Origin of the sequence: Caviibacterium pharyngocola, from assembly GCF_002795405.1 — a bacterium.
GTDB classification, from domain to species: domain Bacteria; phylum Pseudomonadota; class Gammaproteobacteria; order Enterobacterales; family Pasteurellaceae; genus Caviibacterium; species Caviibacterium pharyngocola.
On record NZ_PHGZ01000026.1, the window covers coordinates 12,852 to 31,774 of the forward strand.

13 protein-coding genes are annotated in these 18,923 nt (G+C 40.8%); all 13 read left to right on the forward strand.

Features of this window, described 5'->3' with window-relative positions; all coding sequences use genetic code 11:
• The first annotated feature begins 29 nt into the window (after positions 1-29).
• The 13 genes from CVP04_RS10445 to cas2 all read left to right on the forward strand — a co-directional run bounded on the left by CVP04_RS10445 (position 30) and on the right by cas2 (position 14,410).
• On the forward strand, positions 30-1,016 hold the full coding sequence (locus CVP04_RS10445; RefSeq protein WP_100297457.1) for a TRAP transporter substrate-binding protein: 987 nt from the start codon (positions 30-32) through the stop codon (positions 1,014-1,016).
• A 65-nt stretch (positions 1,017-1,081) separates the two neighbouring features.
• On the forward strand, positions 1,082-1,573 hold the full coding sequence (locus CVP04_RS10450; protein WP_100297458.1) for a TRAP transporter small permease: 492 nt from the start codon (positions 1,082-1,084) through the stop codon (positions 1,571-1,573).
• A complete protein-coding gene (locus tag CVP04_RS10455; protein ID WP_100297459.1) occupies positions 1,573-2,889 on the forward strand; it encodes a TRAP transporter large permease in 1,317 nt (438 codons plus the stop codon). The genes CVP04_RS10450 and CVP04_RS10455 overlap by 1 nt, the downstream gene beginning before the upstream one ends.
• 120 nt (positions 2,890-3,009) lie before the next feature.
• Positions 3,010-3,807, forward strand: coding sequence for a transcriptional regulator ExuR (gene exuR / locus CVP04_RS10460; RefSeq protein ID WP_100297460.1), 798 nt, complete (start codon positions 3,010-3,012; stop codon positions 3,805-3,807).
• 353 nt (positions 3,808-4,160) lie between these two features.
• On the forward strand, positions 4,161-6,623 hold the full coding sequence (locus CVP04_RS10465) for a CRISPR-associated helicase/endonuclease Cas3 (protein ID WP_100297461.1): 2,463 nt from the start codon (positions 4,161-4,163) through the stop codon (positions 6,621-6,623).
• 15 nt (positions 6,624-6,638) lie between these two features.
• Complete coding sequence (gene cas5c / locus CVP04_RS10470) at positions 6,639-7,358, forward strand: type I-C CRISPR-associated protein Cas5c (RefSeq protein WP_100297462.1); 720 nt, start codon at positions 6,639-6,641, stop codon at positions 7,356-7,358.
• Positions 7,355-9,358, forward strand: coding sequence for a type I-C CRISPR-associated protein Cas8c/Csd1 (gene cas8c, locus CVP04_RS10475; RefSeq protein ID WP_100297463.1), 2,004 nt, complete (start codon positions 7,355-7,357; stop codon positions 9,356-9,358). The genes cas5c and cas8c overlap by 4 nt, the downstream gene beginning before the upstream one ends.
• A gap of 21 nt (positions 9,359-9,379) precedes the next feature.
• Positions 9,380-10,222, forward strand: coding sequence for a type I-C CRISPR-associated protein Cas7/Csd2 (cas7c, locus tag CVP04_RS10480; RefSeq protein WP_100297464.1), 843 nt, complete (start codon positions 9,380-9,382; stop codon positions 10,220-10,222).
• Complete coding sequence (gene cas4, locus CVP04_RS10485; protein WP_100297465.1) at positions 10,222-10,899, forward strand: CRISPR-associated protein Cas4; 678 nt, start codon at positions 10,222-10,224, stop codon at positions 10,897-10,899. The genes cas7c and cas4 overlap by 1 nt, the downstream gene beginning before the upstream one ends.
• A 156-nt stretch (positions 10,900-11,055) precedes the next feature.
• Positions 11,056-11,865, forward strand: coding sequence for a response regulator (locus CVP04_RS10490; protein WP_100297466.1), 810 nt, complete (start codon positions 11,056-11,058; stop codon positions 11,863-11,865).
• Positions 11,849-12,928 carry a sensor histidine kinase gene (locus tag CVP04_RS10495; RefSeq protein ID WP_100297467.1) on the forward strand — a complete coding sequence of 360 codons (1,080 nt, stop codon included), beginning with the start codon at positions 11,849-11,851 and terminating at the stop codon, positions 12,926-12,928. The genes CVP04_RS10490 and CVP04_RS10495 overlap by 17 nt, the downstream gene beginning before the upstream one ends.
• 123 nt (positions 12,929-13,051) lie before the next feature.
• Positions 13,052-14,065: a type I-C CRISPR-associated endonuclease Cas1c gene (gene cas1c / locus CVP04_RS10500; RefSeq protein WP_100297468.1), complete on the forward strand. Its 1,014-nt coding sequence runs from the start codon at positions 13,052-13,054 to the stop codon at positions 14,063-14,065.
• A 51-nt stretch (positions 14,066-14,116) separates the two neighbouring features.
• The gene (gene cas2 / locus CVP04_RS10505; protein WP_100297469.1) at positions 14,117-14,410 is read left to right on the forward strand and encodes a CRISPR-associated endonuclease Cas2; all 294 of its coding nucleotides are present in this window, start codon (positions 14,117-14,119) and stop codon (positions 14,408-14,410) included.
• Positions 14,411-18,923: the final 4,513 nt, after the last annotated feature.

Genomic DNA, 18,923 nt, shown 5'->3' on the forward strand with positions numbered 1-18,923 from the left:
TTACACCACCATAACATTCGGAGATCATTATGAAATTAAATAAACGTCTGCTATCGGGTTTGTGCATTGCCTTACCTTTATTAGCCACATCTGTCGATGCATTAGCGGCTAAAGTTACCTTGAAATTAGCACACAATCTTGATCAGTCTCACGTTGTTCATCAAGCATTAGCGCAAATGGCAAAAGAAGTCCAAGAAAAATCTAATGGGGAATTGAAAATTCGTATTTACCCAAGCGGTCAAATGGGTGGTCCACGTGAAACCATCGAGTTGTTACAAAATGATGCCTTAGATATGACTAAAGCCAGTGCAAGTGAAATGGAATCTTTCGTCAAAGAGTTTTCTGTCTTTAGCGCGCCTTATCTTTTTGATAATGAAGAACATTTCAAAAAAGTATTATTCGGAAATGTAGGGAAATCAATTACGGATAAAACACAAAAGAACGGTTTTACAGTTGAAGCCTCTTATGTGGCGGGAACAAGAAGTTTTTATGCTAAAAAAGCGATTAATTCACCAGCTGATATGAAAGGTTTGAAAATTCGCGTTGTTTCAACACCGACAACGAATAAATTAATCGAATTATTAGGCGGATCTCCTGCGCCGATTCCATTTGGTGAAGTTTATACCGCACTTCAACAAGGTGTAATTGATGGCGCGGAAAATAATATTCCGTCTTACAATCAAACTCGACACGTTGAAGTGGCTAAATTCTATATTGAAGATCAACATACCAGCGTACCGGATTATTTGATTATTTCGAATAAGGCCTTGGCAAAATTAGACGATAATCAACGCCAGATTCTAGCTGAAGCAGCAAAAAATTCTGAAGTGTTCCAGCAAAAACTATGGGATGAAGAAGTTGCTAAATCTAGACAAGAAGCATTAAACGTTGGTGCAACCTTTATTCAAGTGGATAAACAACCGTTCCGTGATGCGCTTAAACCGCTTTACGATGATTTTGCAAAAGATCCTGATCTAGGAAAAATTATTGAAGAAATTAAAGCGGAAAGTAAATAATTTATTTAGTCCCCCTTGTGTTTTTTAAGGGGGATCTAAATTAATCCGTTTGTTTGGAGTCAACAATGAATTTAGAAACATTAAGAAAACCGGTTGATTTATTTATATCAACATTTTGTATTATTGTAATGGCATTACTGGTTATTTGCGTTACTTGGCAAGTCTTTAGTCGTTATGTGTTACAGATGCCGAGTACTGTTACCGATGAAATCGCTCGATTCAGTATGATCTGGGTCGGATTACTCGGCGCTGCTTATACTGTTGGGCTACAAAAACATTTATCCATTGACTTATTTACTCATAATTTAACTGATCGAAAAAAAGCGTTGAGTAATATTTTTATTAATATTTGCATTTTTGTTTTTTCACTAGGTGTAATGGTTTTCGGCGGATTCACGCTTGTTTCTAATGTTTATGCCTCCGGACAGATCTCTCCTTCAATGCAAATTCCGATGGCATATGTGTATATTGCCTTACCACTCAGCGGTATTTTAATGCTCTTTTATAGTGCATTATTTTTGGTCGAAAATATTTCTGCATTAAAGGAGAATAAATAATGGAATGGTTACTTAATTGGGAATGGTTTGTCCCATTGATGATGTTTTCATCTTTCTTTATTTTAGTATTTCTTGGTGTTCCGATTTCTTTTTCTATTGGTATATCTACAATTATCTCTGCTTCGTTTATGCTTCCTTTAGAAACAACAATGATTGTTTCGGGGCAAAAAATTGCAACAGGTTTAGATAGCTTTTCACTTCTAGCAATTCCGTTTTTTATTCTTGCCGGTTCATTAATGAACAGTGGGGGGATTGCGACCCGTTTAATTAATTTTTCACAAATTCTTGTTGGTCGTATTCCGGGTTCGTTAGGACACGTTAATGTGATGGCAAATATGATGTTTGGTTCTATTTCCGGTTCTGCGGTTGCTGCTGCGGCTGCTGTCGGTGGAACAATGGCTCCGTTACAGAAAAAAGCTGGTTATGACCCTGCTTATTCTGCAGCAATTAATGTTTCTTCTTGTATTACAGGTTTGCTCATCCCTCCTTCTAATGTAATGATCGTTTATGCGCTTACTGCCGGCGGAATTTCAGTGGCAACTTTGTTTATGGCAGGATATATTCCGGGTATTTTAATGGGATTTGGTATTATGGCGATTAATTATGTGATTGCTAAAAAACGTAATTATCCTGTTTCAGAAAAACCGACATTATCCTTAGTCGTTAAATATGCCTTAGATGCCATTCCAAGCCTACTTATGGTTGTTGTAGTTATCGGTGGTATTTTAGGTGGCGTATTTACTGCAACTGAAGCTTCCGCTATCGCTGTAGTTTATACATTTGTGCTATCTGTCTTGATCTATCGGGAAATTAAATTATCCGATTTACCTAAAATTATCTTGGACTCCGTTGTAACAACTGCAATCGTGTTGTTTCTTATCGGTGTTTCTGTTGCAATGTCTTGGGCGATGACAAATGCGGATATCCCTTATATGGTGAATGAATTACTAATCAGCGTGTCGGATAATTTGATTGTTATTTTACTGATTATTAATATCTTACTTTTGATTATTGGTGTATTTATGGATATGACTCCTGCAGTCTTAATTTTTACACCGATTTTCTTACCGATTGTCAAAGAACTAGGTATGGATCCTGTACACTTCGGTATTATGATGATTTTTAATCTTTGTATCGGGTTATGTACTCCGCCGGTTGGTAGTGCGTTATTTGTTGGTTGTTCAGTTTCCGGGGTGAAATTGCAAAACTTAATTAAACCAATGCTACCGTTCTTTGCCATTCTTCTAATTACGTTACTTTTAGTGACATATATTCCTCAATTATCATTATTCTTACCACAGCTTTTAGGTATATGATAATTGCGTTAAATTGTTGCTATTTTCTTTAAAATAGCAACAATTTCTCGGTAAGTTTCTTACAATCATTCGAAGCTGTGCTAAAATCCCTCTAGTTATAATAAAGAAAAATAATGCATTATGAAATTAACCGATAATCAACGTTTATATCAACAACTAGCACAAGAGCTAAAAGATAAAATTATCACCGGTTTTTACAACGTTGGTGAAAAACTTCCTGCCGAACGTTTTATTTCCGAAGAAATGAATGTCAGTCGAACTGTTGTAAGAGAAGCTATCATACAACTAGAAGTAGAAGGTTTTGTTGAAGTAAAAAAAGGTTCCGGAATTCACGTTATATCGTCAACACCAAAAAACTTAACCAGTTCGGACGAAAAAAGGGGACTAGAATTTTCTGAATGCGGTCCTTTTGAATTATTACAGGCGCGACAATTAATAGAAAGTATTGTTGTTGAATTTGCGGCAACACAAGCAACAAAAGAAGATGTGATAGAATTGATGGAAATTCAAAAAAATGCCCGACAAGAAGATCGTTTTCGTGATTCTCAATGGGATTTGAAATTCCATACAAAGCTTGCCCAAATCACACGAAATAGCGCATTAATTACTATTGTTCAAGAAATGTGGCGACAACGCGTGCTTAACCCGTATTGGCGAAAATTACACGAACATATTGATGCCAGATCCATTGATAGTTGGTGTGATGAACACGATGAAATTTTACAAGCCGTAATGAATAAAGATCCACATTCCGCGAAAATGGCAATGTGGAAACACTTAGAAAATACTAAGCAAATGTTATTTAATGGCGCGAACGATGATTTTGAAATTAGTATTGATAAATATCGTTTTTCTGAAAATCCTGTTATTCACTTAACGGATAGTATTTTGTTACTCAATAAAGCTACTGAAAAGTAAATTTTTTCTAAATTAACCGCACTTTATTTATCACTGAATATAAAGTGCGGTTAATTTTATTCGTATTTTATTGTATTTTAAATTAGCATTTATTCGTGAAATAAAACGCTTATATGTTGAGGTAAAATATGGATGAAATGTACTATGCCCACTCCGCTGAAAACCTTCCTATTGAGTCTTGGTAAATACTACAAAGCCTTGTTGAAAAGAACTCTATTTAATCAAGCAATCCGAAATAAGTATTCCTGATTTTTTGTTGACATTTATTTATTCTAAGGCTATTTTTCAGCTTGTTAAGTTATCAATACTTAGCTATTGCCATGTCAATCTATATGAAAAAATAGGATGATATAATGAATGAGTCGTCTTACATCGCCCATGTTCGCCAATCAGACAACGAACCACAACTTTTATCCACGCATCTCACACAAACTGCTGAGCTGGCACGACTGTTCGCCGCTAAATTAGGCCTAGATTTAGCCGGGGAACTACTCGGGCTAATGCACGATTTCGGCAAATATTCCGAAGATTTCCAAAAATATATTCGAGAAGTTACAGGCTTTGATCCTGATGCGGATAATGACTATGAATTGCCCAACGGTAAAAAAATCGATCACTCGACCGCTGGTACGCAATGGATTTATCAGCGTTTACGAAAATTCGGCAAAAGCAAACAAGGTGACAAAATAAAAGATATTGGATATGGCGAATTGATTGGGCAAATGTTGGGATTATGTATTGCTTCACATCACGGTTCGGGTTTGATTGACTGTTTAGATCCCGATGGCAACCCTGTTTGGGCAAAACGTTTTGAAAAAGAAGATTGCCTTACTCATTTAGCTGAATGTGAACACAATGCCGATAATGAGATATTACAACGTGCCGAATCGCTAATCGATAAAGCTTTGGTTGAACAGATGCTACAACCAATCACCGCTATATTGAAATTCGATACTAATTCTAAAACCAAAGAATTTTATCTTGGTTGTTTAACCCGATTTCTATTTAGTTGTTTAATTGATGCCGACCGTATCAATAGTGCTGATTTTGAACACGAAAATCAAAAAGATATACGCCGATTAACACAAAAACCGAATTGGCAAACAGCAATTGATAAACTCGAAACCCATCTCGCCAATTTTCAAATCCGCTACCCGATTGATGAAATCCGCCGTAAAATTTCTGAGGATTGTTTAACGCGTTCAGCTGATTCACAAGGCATCTATTCGCTAACTGTCCCAACCGGTGGCGGCAAAACGCTGGCAAGCCTGCGTTATGCGTTACATCACGCACAAAAACACAATCTCGACCGTATTATTTACATTATCCCCTACACGTCTATCATCGATCAAAATGCGCAAGATGTTCGTTCAATTCTAGGAGAAGAATGGGTGCTTGAACACCATTCTAACCTTGAACCCGAAAAACAAAACTGGCAAGACAAGCTGCTGGCTGAAAACTGGGATAAGCCGATTGTCTTTACCACGATGGTGCAATTTCTTGATGCATGGTTTGGAAGTGGTACTCGTGGTGCACGGCATATTCATCCGATGACCAACAGTGTTTTAATCTTTGATGAGATCCAAACCCTTCCGGTAAAATGCGTACATCTGTTTTGTAATGTACTGAATTGGCTGACAAAATTCGGCAAAAGCAGTGCTATTTTATGTACTGCAACACAACCTTTGCTTAATCAACTCAAACATCCTGAATTAGGTGCATTACAGTTACCCGATAACGCTGAAATAATGGGCGACAAGCCTGAAGTCGATCGACTTTTCAATAAATTATCTCGTGTAGAAATTCATACTAAACATAAAGCAGGCGGCTGGTCGGTCGATGATGCTGGCGCTTTTTTGCTTGAGCAATATCAACTCACATCTAGCTGCTTATTTATCGTGAATACGAAAAAATGGGCGTATGATCTTTATCAATATTGCAAACAGCAAAATATTCCATCGGAAGCTTTATTTCATCTCAGCACAAATCAATGCGCAACTCACCGTAAAGATATTTTTGATCGGATCAAATTAAGATTAGCTAATAATGAGCCTGTCATTTGTATTAGTACCCAACTCATTGAAGCTGGGGTAAATATTTCAATGAAATGCGTTATTCGTGCGTTAGCAGGATTAGACAGCATTGCCCAAGCCGCAGGGCGCTGTAATCGACACGGTGAAAAGGAAGGTAAGGGGCAAGTTTACGTATTAAATCTGCAAGAGCCAAGCTTAGCGAATGTATTGCCTGATATTGATATTGCTCAGCAAAACGCTGATCGCACTTTGCGTGAATTTGCAGGACGAGACATTTTACAACCGGACGCAATGAATCAATATTTTAAATATTATTTTCATGATCGCAGTAATGAAATGGTGTATTTACTCAAAAATAGTAAGTCAATCAATCTTTTAGATTGGCTTTCCGATAATCGTTTAAATCCTTATTCACCTAAAAACAATGAACGAAAAATACCATTTCCTTTGCTACTGCAATCTTTTAAAAGTGCCGGCAAAGTATTTTCCGTTATTGATGCACCAACAAAAGCGGTTATTGTGCCTTATGGAGACAAAGGGAAAAAACTCATCGCTGATTTATGTGGCGAATGGAATTCTCAAGAAATGCACCGCACTTTACAAGCAGCACAACGCTATAGCGTGAATGTATTTCCAAATGTATGGGAAAAATTGGAAAAAGAAAAAGCCATTCAAGAAGTCCAACTCGGCGCAGGTATTTATTATTTGAAAGAACGCTATTATAGTGATGAATATGGATTATCTTTAGATGAAACCAATCCAATGACTTTTTATGATTTGTAAAATACAAGGAGCAATATGAACAATAAAATCAGTTTCCGCGTCTGGGGACGACAAGCCTTGTTTACCGACCCCGTTACTAAAATAGGTGGCGAAAAATTCAGCTATCAAGTGCCAACTTATGAAGCCATTAAAGGTATTTTAAAGAGTATTTATTGGAAACCCACCCTGATTTGGCATATCGACCGTATTCGCGTGATAAAAGCGATTCGTACACAAAGTAAATCCACTAAACCATTAGATTGGAACGGTGGCAATACACTTGCGATCTACACCTTTTTGCAAGATGTGGAATACCAAGTAGAAGCGCATTTTACTTGGAACGAAAATTGGGAAGAACTCAAAGACGATCGTAATGCAGGCAAGCACGCAGCTATAGCACAACGAATGTTAGAGCGTGGTGGACGCCAAGATATTTTTCTCGGCACGCGCGATTGCCAAGGCTATGTTGAACCTTGTGAATTTGGTTCAGGTAAGGGCTTTTACGATGAGATCGACAATTTAGATTTCGGCTTGATGTTTCACAGTTTCGGCTATCCGGAAGAAACGGGAAATCACGAACTTGTCAGCCGTTTTTGGATGGCAAATATGCAAAACGGAATCATTGAATTTCCGCAAGTAGATGACGAAAGCCGTCTGAAAACCCGCTTTATCCGCAAGATGAAACCGGAAAAACCGTTCAAACGGGGTGAAAATGTAAAACCCGTTGAAGACGAAGCGAAGGAGCTAGCACTATGAGCTGGATGAACAAACTTTATCAAACCTATGAATCCATTGTTGAGCAGAATCTCGGTGAAGGTGCTGAACCACTTACACCAATAGGACACACGCTACAAAACGCCCACATTGTTGTGGTGTTAAATGCTCAAGGCGAATTCCAAACAGCAAGAGTAATGCCGCCAAGCACGGCTATTTTCCTGCCTGCCACTGAATCGTCAGAAAACCGCACAAGTGGCGAAGCACCACATCCGTTGGCGGATAAAATCCAATATGTTGCCAAAGATTATGCGGATTATGGTGGCGAAAAGAAAGCGTACTTCAATGGTTATCTCAAGCAATTACAAGCTTGGTGTGATTCATCGGTTGCTCACCCTAAAGTTCAAGCCGTATTAACTTATGTGCAAAAAGGCACAGTTATCGCTGATTTAGTGCAGGCAGGCATTTTTCAGCTAGATTCAAACGGCAAAATCTTAAAAAAATGGGAAGAAAAAGGCGATGTTCCACCCATTTTTTCTGTTTTACCGAAAGCAAAGGGGGAAATTGAATTTGGTTCTGCATTAGTCTGCTGGCGTGTAGAAATTGCCGGCGATCCCAATAGCGATACTTGGACAGATAAAAGCGTGCAACAATCTTGGATAGATTATTTATCTACTAATGCAAGCGAAAAAGGATTTTGTCTTGTACAAGGTAAAGATGCCGTTATTTCAACAATGCATCCGGCAAAATTACGTCATACAGGCGACAAAGCAAAATTGATTTCGTCTAATGATACCGCCGGTTACACTTTCCGCGGACGTTTTGAAAATGCTGAAGAAGCTGCCAGCGTATCGGCTGAAGTCTCAGCCAAAGCACACAGCGCTTTACGATGGCTAATTACCCGCCAAGGCATCCGCAATAGCGATCAAGTTACTGTGGCTTGGGCAATTAGTGGCAAAGATGTACCTTCACCAATGCAAGATAATTTTGATTATGTTGATCTCAATAATCTGGAAATAAGCGCACTCAAAGATGATGTTGAACTACCATCGGCAACAGAAACCGCAACGAAAGATTGGTCAAGCGATATCGGACAGAAAGCCGCAGAAATTATCAAGAAAAAATTTCGTGGCTATCAAGCCAAGTTAGAGCAACAGGAGCAAATTTCCTTGCTAATGCTGGATTCCGCAACGCCCGGTCGCATGGCGCTTACCTACTATCAAGAATATTTACCGAAAGACTACTTTGCCAATTTGGATGCTTGGATAGACGATGTCTCTTGGTATCAACGCCACAGTATTGAAAAAGCAAACGCCAAGAAATCAGATAAAAAGCAGACTATCTGGGCATTTGTCCCACCATCACCTTTTGCGATTGCCCAAACGGTCTATGGAAAATCCTTAAGCGATAGTTTGAAAAAACAACTTTATGCCCGCTTATTGCCCGTGATCGCAGGTGGGAAAAATGTACCGATTCCTTATGATTTAGTACAAAAAAGCTTCCAAGTTGCTTGCAATCCTAATGGTTGCGAAAACTGGGAATGGCAAAGAAATATCGGCGTTGCCTGCGCTTTATATAAAGGCTGGCGAGCCCGTCATCAAGATTTATCACAACGGAGAACTTACCCTATGAGCCTAGATACCGAAAACCGCTCTCGTGATTATTTATTCGGCAGATTATTAGCCGTAGCCGAAAAACTTGAGCGCACCGCATTGCAAATTGCCGGCGAAAACCGAGCAACCAATGCAGAGCGTTATATGCAACGCTTTGCCATTCTTCCGCTTAGCACTTGGATGCAAATTGAATTAAGCCTTGACCCGTATAAAAATCGTTTACGCAGCAATCGCTATATGGGCTTTTTACGCAACCGCGAAAAAGAAATCGACGAAATTATGTTCGCCCTTAATGCGCTAAATTGCCCGTTAGACAAACCGTTGGAAGGAGAATTCTTACTCGGCTACCACAGCCAAAAAATGGCTTATCGCAATAAAACCAATGCCCAATCTGCACAAGATGAGCAAGATACAACCGAATCAAATTAATAACTAATGGAGAGAATCAAAATGGCTTTAACTAAAAAAATCGACTTTGCCCTGATTATCAGCGTTCAAAATGCCAACCCTAACGGCGATCCGCTAAACGGCAACCGCCCGCGCACCGACTTTGCCGGTTTTGGCGAAATCACCGACGTTTGCTTAAAACGCAAAATTCGCGACCGATTGCAAGACAGCGGCGAAAGTATTTTCGTGCAATCCGATGAAAAGAAAACCGACGGCATGACCAGCCTTGCCAACCGCGCTAAAGATAAAGATGTCGGCTTGGGTGCAGACGCTTTCAACGCCAAAAAAGCCAATAAAGACGAAACCGCCAAAGCCGCTTGTGCTAAATGGTTAGATGTCCGCAGTTTCGGTCAAGTCTTCGCTTTCGGGAAAAGTGATGATGCGTCAGGTGTTTCTATCGCGGTGCGTGGGCCCGTTACCATTCAATCGGCATTCAGTATCGATCCTGTTAGTGTAACCAGTACACAAATCACCAAAAGCGTTAGCGGTGAAGGTGATGGCAGCAAAAAATCATCCGACACAATGGGTATGAAACACCGTGTCGATAAAGGCGTTTACGTTGCTTTCGGCGCAATGTCGCCGCAACTTGCCGAACGCACAGGCTTCTCAGATGAAGATGCCGAAAAAATCAAAGCCGTATTAACTAAACTGTTTGAAGGCGATGCTTCTTCCGCTCGCCCTGAAGGCAGTATGCAAGTGATTAAATTGATTTGGTGGGAACATAACTGCAAAGCGGGACAATACTCTTCGGCAAAAGTACACGGCAGTTTAACCGTAAACGCAGACGGCAGTTATACCTTAAATAATCTGGACGACCTAGAGCCAGACGAGATCGACGGATTCTAATGACGGATTTGCAAAATTCTCTGCAAAACCCACCGCTTGCAGGTGCGGGAACGGATAACAGCCGGGGTGAAAATCGCCCTATTTCCCTTTCCGCCCTGCAACACTATGCTTTCTGCCCACGCCAATGTGCGTTAATTCATAACGAACAGGTGTGGGAAGAAAACTTTTTGACGGCTCAAGGGCGAGCTTTGCACGAGCGTGTCGATTCCGCCGAACCCGAAGTGCGCAAAGGCATTCGCTTTGAACGCACCGTTCACGTTTCGGCAGAAAAATTAGGCATTAGCGGCATTTTGGATTTGGTGGAGCACGATCTCACAACGGGCGAGTTAAAACCCGTGGAATACAAACGCGGCAAGCCGAAACCCGACCCGATGGACGAAATCCAACTCTGCGCCCAAGCCTTATGTTTGGAAGAAATGACGGGGCAAGCCATCAATGAAGGCGCACTCTGGTATATGCAAACCCGCCACCGCTTGCCCGTTGCCTTCTCTGCCGAGTTACGCGAAAAAACTTTAACCGTTATCAATGCCGTCCGTTCACTATTAAACAGCGGACAAACACCCCCGCCCGAATACAGCAAACGCTGCAAGGCTTGCTCGCTAGTAGAGATTTGTCAGCCGAAGTTAATGGAAAGGGATAAATCGGTGAGGTATGTGAAGGGGTTGTTTGGGGAGTGATATCAAACGATATAAAGATTATAATTTGCAAGTTTTCAAACGAATCTGGCTTGCTTATAATGTTATCTGAAAAGTACAAGAAATATACAAAAGGAAAGAGCAGAAGGAAAATGCGTACGATGTTATATAAAATTCACTAATTTAAGGAAACTTTTTATGGAATATATTATAGAAGAAATAAACAATTTAGGGTGGCTCTCAACTTTAAGTGGAATTGTAGGATTAGGTGTAATGCTTTTAGCTTTGATCAAGAAACCAAGAATATGGATTTGTAATAAAGTCAGACGAGTTAGAACAACTATAAAGTATCATTCTATATATGAATTTATTCAAGAAAATGGTTTGGATAAAAAATCTTTTCTAAATCCCAAAGACCTAAGAATTTTAATTCTTGATGATGAACCACAGAATTACCCAATAGATTATCTTAAGGAATCAAAATATGATATAGAAAGCATAACAAAAATATCACTATCTAAAATGGACACAATAAGCAAATACCACATAATTATATTAGATATAACAGGAATTGTTGAAGAAGATTTGAAACAAGGCGGTTTTGAATTACTTAAAAGACTTAGAACCTCAAAGCCGGTTGGTCAAGCAATTATTGCAGCTTCATCAAAAAGGTTTGATATAAGTGTAGCTGATTTTTATAAGTTAGCAGATTTAAAAATTAAAACTCCAATTGAGCCAATAGAAATAGAGGATATTCTTATAGAAGCTGCAAAGTTAAAATTTAATACAATAGACTTGGCGCAACAACTTGACTCTATATTATATAAAATACCAAGAAGCGATATTAGAAAAAATATCACTTCTAATATTATCTTGTTTTTAGATAAAGAAATCTCTTTTGAAACATTAAAGAAAAAAATATCTTCTTATGACTATGAAAAAAAAGAAGAATTATTGAATATTGTTGAGTCACTTAACCATCAAGTAAATCATGAAAAGAATAATTGAATTAAATTTAGTAAATCATTTTAATTTACGAAAAGCATCTATAGCCATCAATGGTAAAAAAATAGCTGGTGAGATAGTTGAAAATCCCATATGTATAAAATGCAATTCAAAGGAATGCTTAAAACTACCTAAAGCTGGAGAGTTTGTTTGCAGTAATAAAATTTCATCATATCATGTTGAATATTCTAATCTAACAATTAGTACATTTGGTCACTTAGGAGAAAAATCCACTCTAAAACAGGGGCATTATGCATATAAAAGCATAAGTAAATTAAAACTGAAACAATTTCAATCTATAGTTACTGAACAATTAGAAATAATAAAATCTGAAATTGATAAAATTGAGTTGAATGTTAAAACAAGCATTCTAAATTCTTTTCATGACGCTTCAAAATGGGCTAGACAAATATCAATTAATGCAGAAAATTTATTATCTAAAGTCGAGGGAAGTTCAACTGCCGATAAATTTAAAAATGCTCCTAGCGGATTGAAATCTGTCTATAAATGTTCAACATTATTAAATGATTCTTTGCAGGCTTATGAAATTTTTATCAATCCTGAAAATGTAGATTTTGGTTCTAAAAAAGATACGCAAATCTATCAACTTTTTGATAAATTTCAAGCAATATTATATAACTCTGAGGCAAAATCGATCAATAAATCATTCAAGTTAGAGGGAAACTCTCACTCAGTAGTCTCAGTTTATCAGTCATTTACCACAATACCATTAAGCTTATTACATAATGCAATGAAATATAGCATGGGAAATGAAAAAATAAAAATTTCTTTTACTGAAATATTAGGTAAGGCTATTATTGTTAATGTAATTTCAAATGGACCATATATTTCAGATGATGAAAAGACTAAAATTTTCGAAAAAAATTTCAGGGGGAAATATGCATCTAGATTACATCACGATGGTTTAGGTATTGGCTTATATGTTGCTAATATTGTTGCTAAAAAGCATAATTCTACAATTAGCGTATCAAGCAATGCTTTAGGATATGAAAGGGACGGGATCCCAATAGCTGAAAATACATTTACATTGAGAATAAATTTGTAATAGAAAATTTCCAAAACATCTTGAAAATTATCGCCTACTCAGACCGCATATATTGTTTAAATATCTTGAAAATACTTTCAGGGGGCATAAAAGAGCGGTCAAAACCCAAGGAGTTTTTACATTATGAGAAAACTTCAAAACACTCTCTACATCACCACTCAAGGCAGCTATCTGCATAAAGAGCGGGAAACCTTAGTGGTGGAGCAGGAACGTAAGAAAGTGGCGCAGTTGCCGGTGCATTCTATCGGGCATATTTTCTGTTTCGGTAATGTGCTGGTGTCGCCGTTTTTGTTGGGATTTTGCGGGGAAAATAACGTTAATCTGGCGTTTTTTACGGAAAACGGGCGGTTTTTGGGGCGTTTGCAGGGGCGGCAGAGCGGCAGTGTGCTGTTGCGTCGGGCGCAATATAAGGTGTCGGAGCAAAATCCTGTGCCGATCGCCCGCCATATTATTGCGGCGAAAATCCAATCGTCGAAACGGGTGTTGCAACGGCAGATTCGTAATTACGGCGAAAATGCGGCGTTGCAGGAAGCGATTGTCGGCTTGAATTCGAGTTTGCGACAACTGGAACGGGCGGACGATTTGGCGTTGATTCGCGGCATTGAAGGCGAAGCGGCGGCGCGTTATTTCGGTGTGTTCGGGCAGTTAATCAGCGAAAAAAGCGGTTTTACTTTTGACGGTCGCAACCGCCGCCCGCCACGCGATGGCGTGAATGCACTGCTCTCTTTCGTTTATAGTATTTTGGGTAAAGACATCAGCGGCGCGCTGCAAGGCGTGGGGCTCGATCCGCAAATCGGCTTTCTACACGCCGACCGTCCGGGGCGCGACAGTTTAGCGCAGGATATTTTGGAAGAGTTCCGCGCGTGGTGGGTGGATAGAATGGTGCTCAGCCTGATTAACCGTGGGCAAATCAAACCACAGGATTTTGTGCAGGAAGCGGGCGGTGCGGTCAGTATGAAGGCGGAAACACGCAAGCTGATTTTTCAGACCTTGCAGGCGAAAAAGCAGGAAAAAATCGTCCACCCGTTTTTAAATGAAGAAGTAGAAATCGGGCTGCTGCCCTATATTCAGGCTATGTTGCTGGCACGCCATTTACGCGGCGATTTGACGCACTATCCGCCGTTTTTGATGCGTTGATTTGCAAAATTTCGGCAAGATCCCACCGCTTGCAATGGCTAAGGAAAAACGATGTTAATGCTAATTACTTACGATATTTCATTTGATGACCCGGAAGGTGCGGCACGCCTGCGCCGTATCGCCAAACATTGCTTGGATTACGGCGTGCGTGCACAATATTCAGTGTTTGAATGTGATGTAACGCCCGATCAGTGGGTAGTGTTGAAAGATAAATTATTGAAAACCTACAACCCCGACACCGACAGCCTGCGTTTTTATCACCTAGGCAGCAAATGGCGTCGCAAAGTGGAACACCACGGTGCAAAACCGGCGGTAGACGTGTTTAAGGACGTGCTGGTCATCTAATCGCTAACCTGTAGTTCTCATCAAAATGCGGGATGGTTAGCGAATTTAATTTTCTCTTTAACAATTTGGACTTATGAATTATTCGTATAGCACAATCGGCTGTGCTATACTCCTTTTCGCTTTTTTGCCATAGGTTAGCGAAAACAAGCTCTCCAGGCCTTACCTACCAAGCCTTGGCGAAGGAGCGCCAGCTACCTATGCGTAGCTGAGTGTTGAAACCTTGCAAGCGGATATTGATTCATCCGTAGGCGACGCCAGCTACCTATGCGTAGCTGAGTGTTGAAACTTCTTGACTTTTGCAGTAGCCAAAGTAACCATCCCAGCTACCTATGCGTAGCTGAGTGTTGAAACTATTATGTTTTAATGTTATCTAAAACTTAATAACCAGCTACCTATGCGTAGCTGAGTGTTGAAACTGGCTTTTGCTTTATTGGCGTGGTGGATTTTAGCCAGCTACCTATGCGTAGCTGAGTGTTGAAACATCGGCTGGTGCAAATCACAAAATCCCTATATCGCCAGCTACCTATGCGTAGCTGAGTGTTGAAACCGTTAACTGGTGAGGATGACGATCCGATAGAAACCAGCTACCTATGCGTAGCTGAGTGTTGAAACAACGTCAGGCGGAGAAAACGGAAGTTGCTACCGATCCAGCTACCTATGCGTAGCTGAGTGTTGAAACCCGACCAGTCTTACGTTTCGTTGGCGTTTGCGAACCAGCTACCTATGCGTAGCTGAGTGTTGAAACGGGAAATCCTAGGAAATTCTCTTGTAGAACTGAACCCAGCTACCTATGCGTAGCTGAGTGTTGAAACAAATTAAAGATCACAAAATAGTAACGACGTCTGAACCAGCTACCTATGCGTAGCTGAGTGTTGAAACATAATTTTATCTCCTGCCGCTAGTTAATCATTTACCAGCTACCTATGCGTAGCTGAGTGTTGAAACTTGTTGAAAGTGCGAATATCATAGAGCGGTGGAACCAGCTACCTATGCGTAGCTGAGTGTTGAAACTTGTTGTTTGGCATAATCTAAGATCTGTTGCTTAACCAGCTACCTATGCGTAGCTGAGTGTTGAAACGAGGTTATTGCCTCGTTGCATATCGGCGGATTTGTCCAGCTACCTATGCGTAGCTGAGTGTTGAAACGTGAATATCGGTTTTAGCCATTTGGGTTTCTCCTCCAGCTACCTATGCGTAGCTGAGTGTTGAAACTGAGCTTAGCTTGTGTTTTTTGCTGAACAATATGACCAGCTACCTATGCGTAGCTGAGTGTTGAAACACGGTCAGTTTTACATTGACCGAATTTGTTACCCCAGCTACCTATGCGTAGCTGAGTGTTGAAACTCTGAAATATTTAGCAATGTATATAGATTTGCAACCAGCTACCTATGCGTAGCTGAGTGTTGAAACTTGGGGCAAAAAGGGGAAGAAAGCCAAACGGCTTATCCAGCTACCTATGCGTAGCTGAGTGTTGAAACAAAAGCGTCGTTAATAATTTGCTGTTTAATTTCCCAGCTACCTATGCGTAGCTGAGTGTTGAAACGACAAAAAAGACTGGAAAACATCATAAACCGGTACCAGCTACCTATGCGTAGCTGAGTGTTGAAACTCGCTCAATATTTATTTTGATTGCCTCAAGCATTGCCAGCTACCTATGCGTAGCTGAGTGTTGAAACAACGTCAGGCGGAGAAAACGGAAGTTGCTACCGACCAGCTACCTATGCGTAGCTGAGTGTTGAAACAATTTCGGCAAATGCCTCAGGGTGAAAGAGTAGTCCAGCTACCTATGCGTAGCTGAGTGTTGAAACTTTTTAAGGTGACGGGTTTTGTCATATCTAAACGACCAGCTACCTATGCGTAGCTGAGTGTTGAAACTTTTGGATGTGGTGGCGAAATATATGGCGAAATCCCAGCTACCTATGCGTAGCTGAGTGTTGAAACATTTTCATAGTGCATTAACGAACATAGCGCAGAACCAGCTACCTATGCGTAGCTGAGTGTTGAAACGATAGTTCCTCTACTCGCTCCCCGGCTGCTTTGTTCCAGCTACCTATGCGTAGCTGAGTGTTGAAACTGCGTGCTACTCACCGTCTTCACAAACGGCTTACCCAGCTACCTATGCGTAGCTGAGTGTTGAAACTTCAAGGGCAAAAGAAAAGCCAAACGAGCGAAGCGCCAGCTACCTATGCGTAGCTGAGTGTTGAAACTTCGAAAACTCGAAACTATCTGGCTTGCAAGGTCCAGCTACCTATGCGTAGCTGAGTGTTGAAACTCCGTATTTAAGTCAAGCAAGCCCACACGCCCCGCCAGCTACCTATGCGTAGCTGAGTGTTGAAACTAGCTCTAAGATGAAATTTGTGTTTTGGTTACTCAACCAGCTACCTATGCGTAGCTGAGTGTTGAAACTCTTTCACTAGCTAAAAAAACGCCAAGCGAGCGAACCAGCTACCTATGCGTAGCTGAGTGTTGAAACCAATCCATATTCGCGGTAATGCCCACCGGCAAATCCAGCTACCTATGCGTAGCTGAGTGTTGAAACCCTGACTTTATATGTAATGTACCGACGGGTCGCAGCCAGCTACCTATGCGTAGCTGAGTGTTGAAACATTCAGTTAGTGTTGAATTTTCAACACTCTCAACCAGCTACCTATGCGTAGCTGAGTGTTGAAACCTCGTGCTTTCCGTCCGCAGTGCTTTTGCCCGTGCCCAGCTACCTATGCGTAGCTGAGTGTTGAAACTCGCGGGCAAGCCTATCGCACGGGACGTTGGATCCAGCTACCTATGCGTAGCTGAGTGTTGAAACTCCAAAAAGTCTGACTAACCATTTGTCTGCATCTCCAGCTACCTATGCGTAGCTGAGTGTTGAAACCCATTTGACAAGATAACCGCCATTCCGATGAGTTACCAGCTACCTATGCGTAGCTGAGTGTTGAAACAGCGTCGGGCGTCAGGGATTAATGCACTTGCCGGCCAGCTACCTATGCGTAGCTGAGTGTTGAAACAGTCTATTGTTGTAAGGAAGAATAAGCGCGGTGCTACCAGCTACCTATGCGTAGCTGAGTGTTGAAACTTTTACAAGGATAAAAAAATGAGAAAAGCAATTAACCAGCTACCTATGCGTAGCTGAGTGTTGAAACCGCAAATGGGTCTTAAACGTGCTTGAGAAAGAAGCCAGCTACCTATGCGTAGCTGAGTGTTGAAACATTGATGAAAAAATCTGTGAATATTGGGATATTCCCAGCTACCTATGCGTAGCTGAGTGTTGAAACTGCTGAGATTAAGCAATGGCATAAAACGGCAGATGAACCAGCTACCTATGCGTAGCTGAGTGTTGAAACAAATTGGGCGGTGAGATGTTGGATAAGCGGTTGGCCAGCTACCTATGCGTAGCTGAGTGTTGAAACAATGTGTCGAATTTACGCGCTCAATCCTGCCGGGCCAGCTACCTATGCGTAGCTGAGTGTTGAAACAAGGAAAGAATGTAGATCACGAGCGTTAGCAAGTTCCAGCTACCTATGCGTAGCTGAGTGTTGAAACATTGCACTGCAAATCGTCATAGCATTGTCGCTAACACCAGCTACCTATGCGTAGCTGAGTGTTGAAACGATTTTGGGTTTGTCTATTTCGGATTGTTTAGATCCAGCTACCTATGCGTAGCTGAGTGTTGAAACATAACGCTTTAAAATACTGAGTTTGTTGTGATCTCCAGCTACCTATGCGTAGCTGAGTGTTGAAACACTGTAATTGGGTCTTTGCCGTATAGAATAACAGCCAGCTACCTATGCGTAGCTGAGTGTTGAAACATTTGTAGGCGTTTAACGAATAATGTGTTATTAACCAGCTACCTATGCGTAGCTGAGTGTTGAAACTCGTCCTACCCACCAATTCGTGTTGTCATCGCTGACCAGCTACCTATGCGTAGCTGAGTGTTGAAACCTTATCATGGAAATGCTTTGCGACCTTCCGTGATCCAGCTACCTATGCGTAGCTGAGTGTTGAAACATTTACAAAACTAACGAGTTCGTTTACTCCGGTTAACCAGCTACCTATGCGTAGCTGAGTGTTGAAACGGTAATATCTAATGCGACTGCGACACTACCGTCTTGCCAGCTACCTATGCGTAGCTGAGTGTTGAAACTACATCAATAACGTCTACCCGAATCGAGATAACCCCAGCTACCTATGCGTAGCTGAGTGTTGAAACATAAATCCGAAGAAAACACCGAATTTTATCAATTCCAGCTACCTATGCGTAGCTGAGTGTTGAAACATCTCTTGTAGGATTGCCACTAGACATATCGAAAGCCAGCTACCTATGCGTAGCTGAGTTTCAACACTCAGCTACGCATAGGTAGCTGGCTGCGACCCGTCGGTACATTACATATAAAGTCAGGGTTTCAACACTCAGCTACGCATAGGTAGCTGGATTTGCCGGTGGGCATTACCGCGAATATGGATTGGTTTCAACACTCAGCTACGCATAGGTAGCTGGTTCGCTCGCTTGGCGTTTTTTT

Excerpts from the sequence above, each read along its gene's own strand:
- CVP04_RS10495 (WP_100297467.1), top strand. The coding sequence starts at position 11,849 with ATGAAAAGAATAATTGAATTAAATTTAGTAAATCATTTTAATTTACGA.
- CVP04_RS10445 (WP_100297457.1), top strand. The coding sequence starts at position 30 with ATGAAATTAAATAAACGTCTGCTATCGGGTTTGTGCATTGCCTTACCT.
- CVP04_RS10455 (WP_100297459.1), top strand. The coding sequence starts at position 1,573 with ATGGAATGGTTACTTAATTGGGAATGGTTTGTCCCATTGATGATGTTT.
- exuR (WP_100297460.1), top strand. The coding sequence starts at position 3,010 with ATGAAATTAACCGATAATCAACGTTTATATCAACAACTAGCACAAGAG.
- CVP04_RS10465 (WP_100297461.1), top strand. The coding sequence starts at position 4,161 with ATGAATGAGTCGTCTTACATCGCCCATGTTCGCCAATCAGACAACGAA.
- cas2 (WP_100297469.1), top strand. The coding sequence starts at position 14,117 with ATGTTAATGCTAATTACTTACGATATTTCATTTGATGACCCGGAAGGT.
- cas4 (WP_100297465.1), top strand. The coding sequence starts at position 10,222 with ATGACGGATTTGCAAAATTCTCTGCAAAACCCACCGCTTGCAGGTGCG.
- cas5c (WP_100297462.1), top strand. The coding sequence starts at position 6,639 with ATGAACAATAAAATCAGTTTCCGCGTCTGGGGACGACAAGCCTTGTTT.
- CVP04_RS10450 (WP_100297458.1), top strand. The coding sequence starts at position 1,082 with ATGAATTTAGAAACATTAAGAAAACCGGTTGATTTATTTATATCAACA.
- CVP04_RS10490 (WP_100297466.1), top strand. The coding sequence starts at position 11,056 with ATGGAATATATTATAGAAGAAATAAACAATTTAGGGTGGCTCTCAACT.
- cas8c (WP_100297463.1), top strand. The coding sequence starts at position 7,355 with ATGAGCTGGATGAACAAACTTTATCAAACCTATGAATCCATTGTTGAG.
- cas1c (WP_100297468.1), top strand. The coding sequence starts at position 13,052 with ATGAGAAAACTTCAAAACACTCTCTACATCACCACTCAAGGCAGCTAT.
- cas7c (WP_100297464.1), top strand. The coding sequence starts at position 9,380 with ATGGCTTTAACTAAAAAAATCGACTTTGCCCTGATTATCAGCGTTCAA.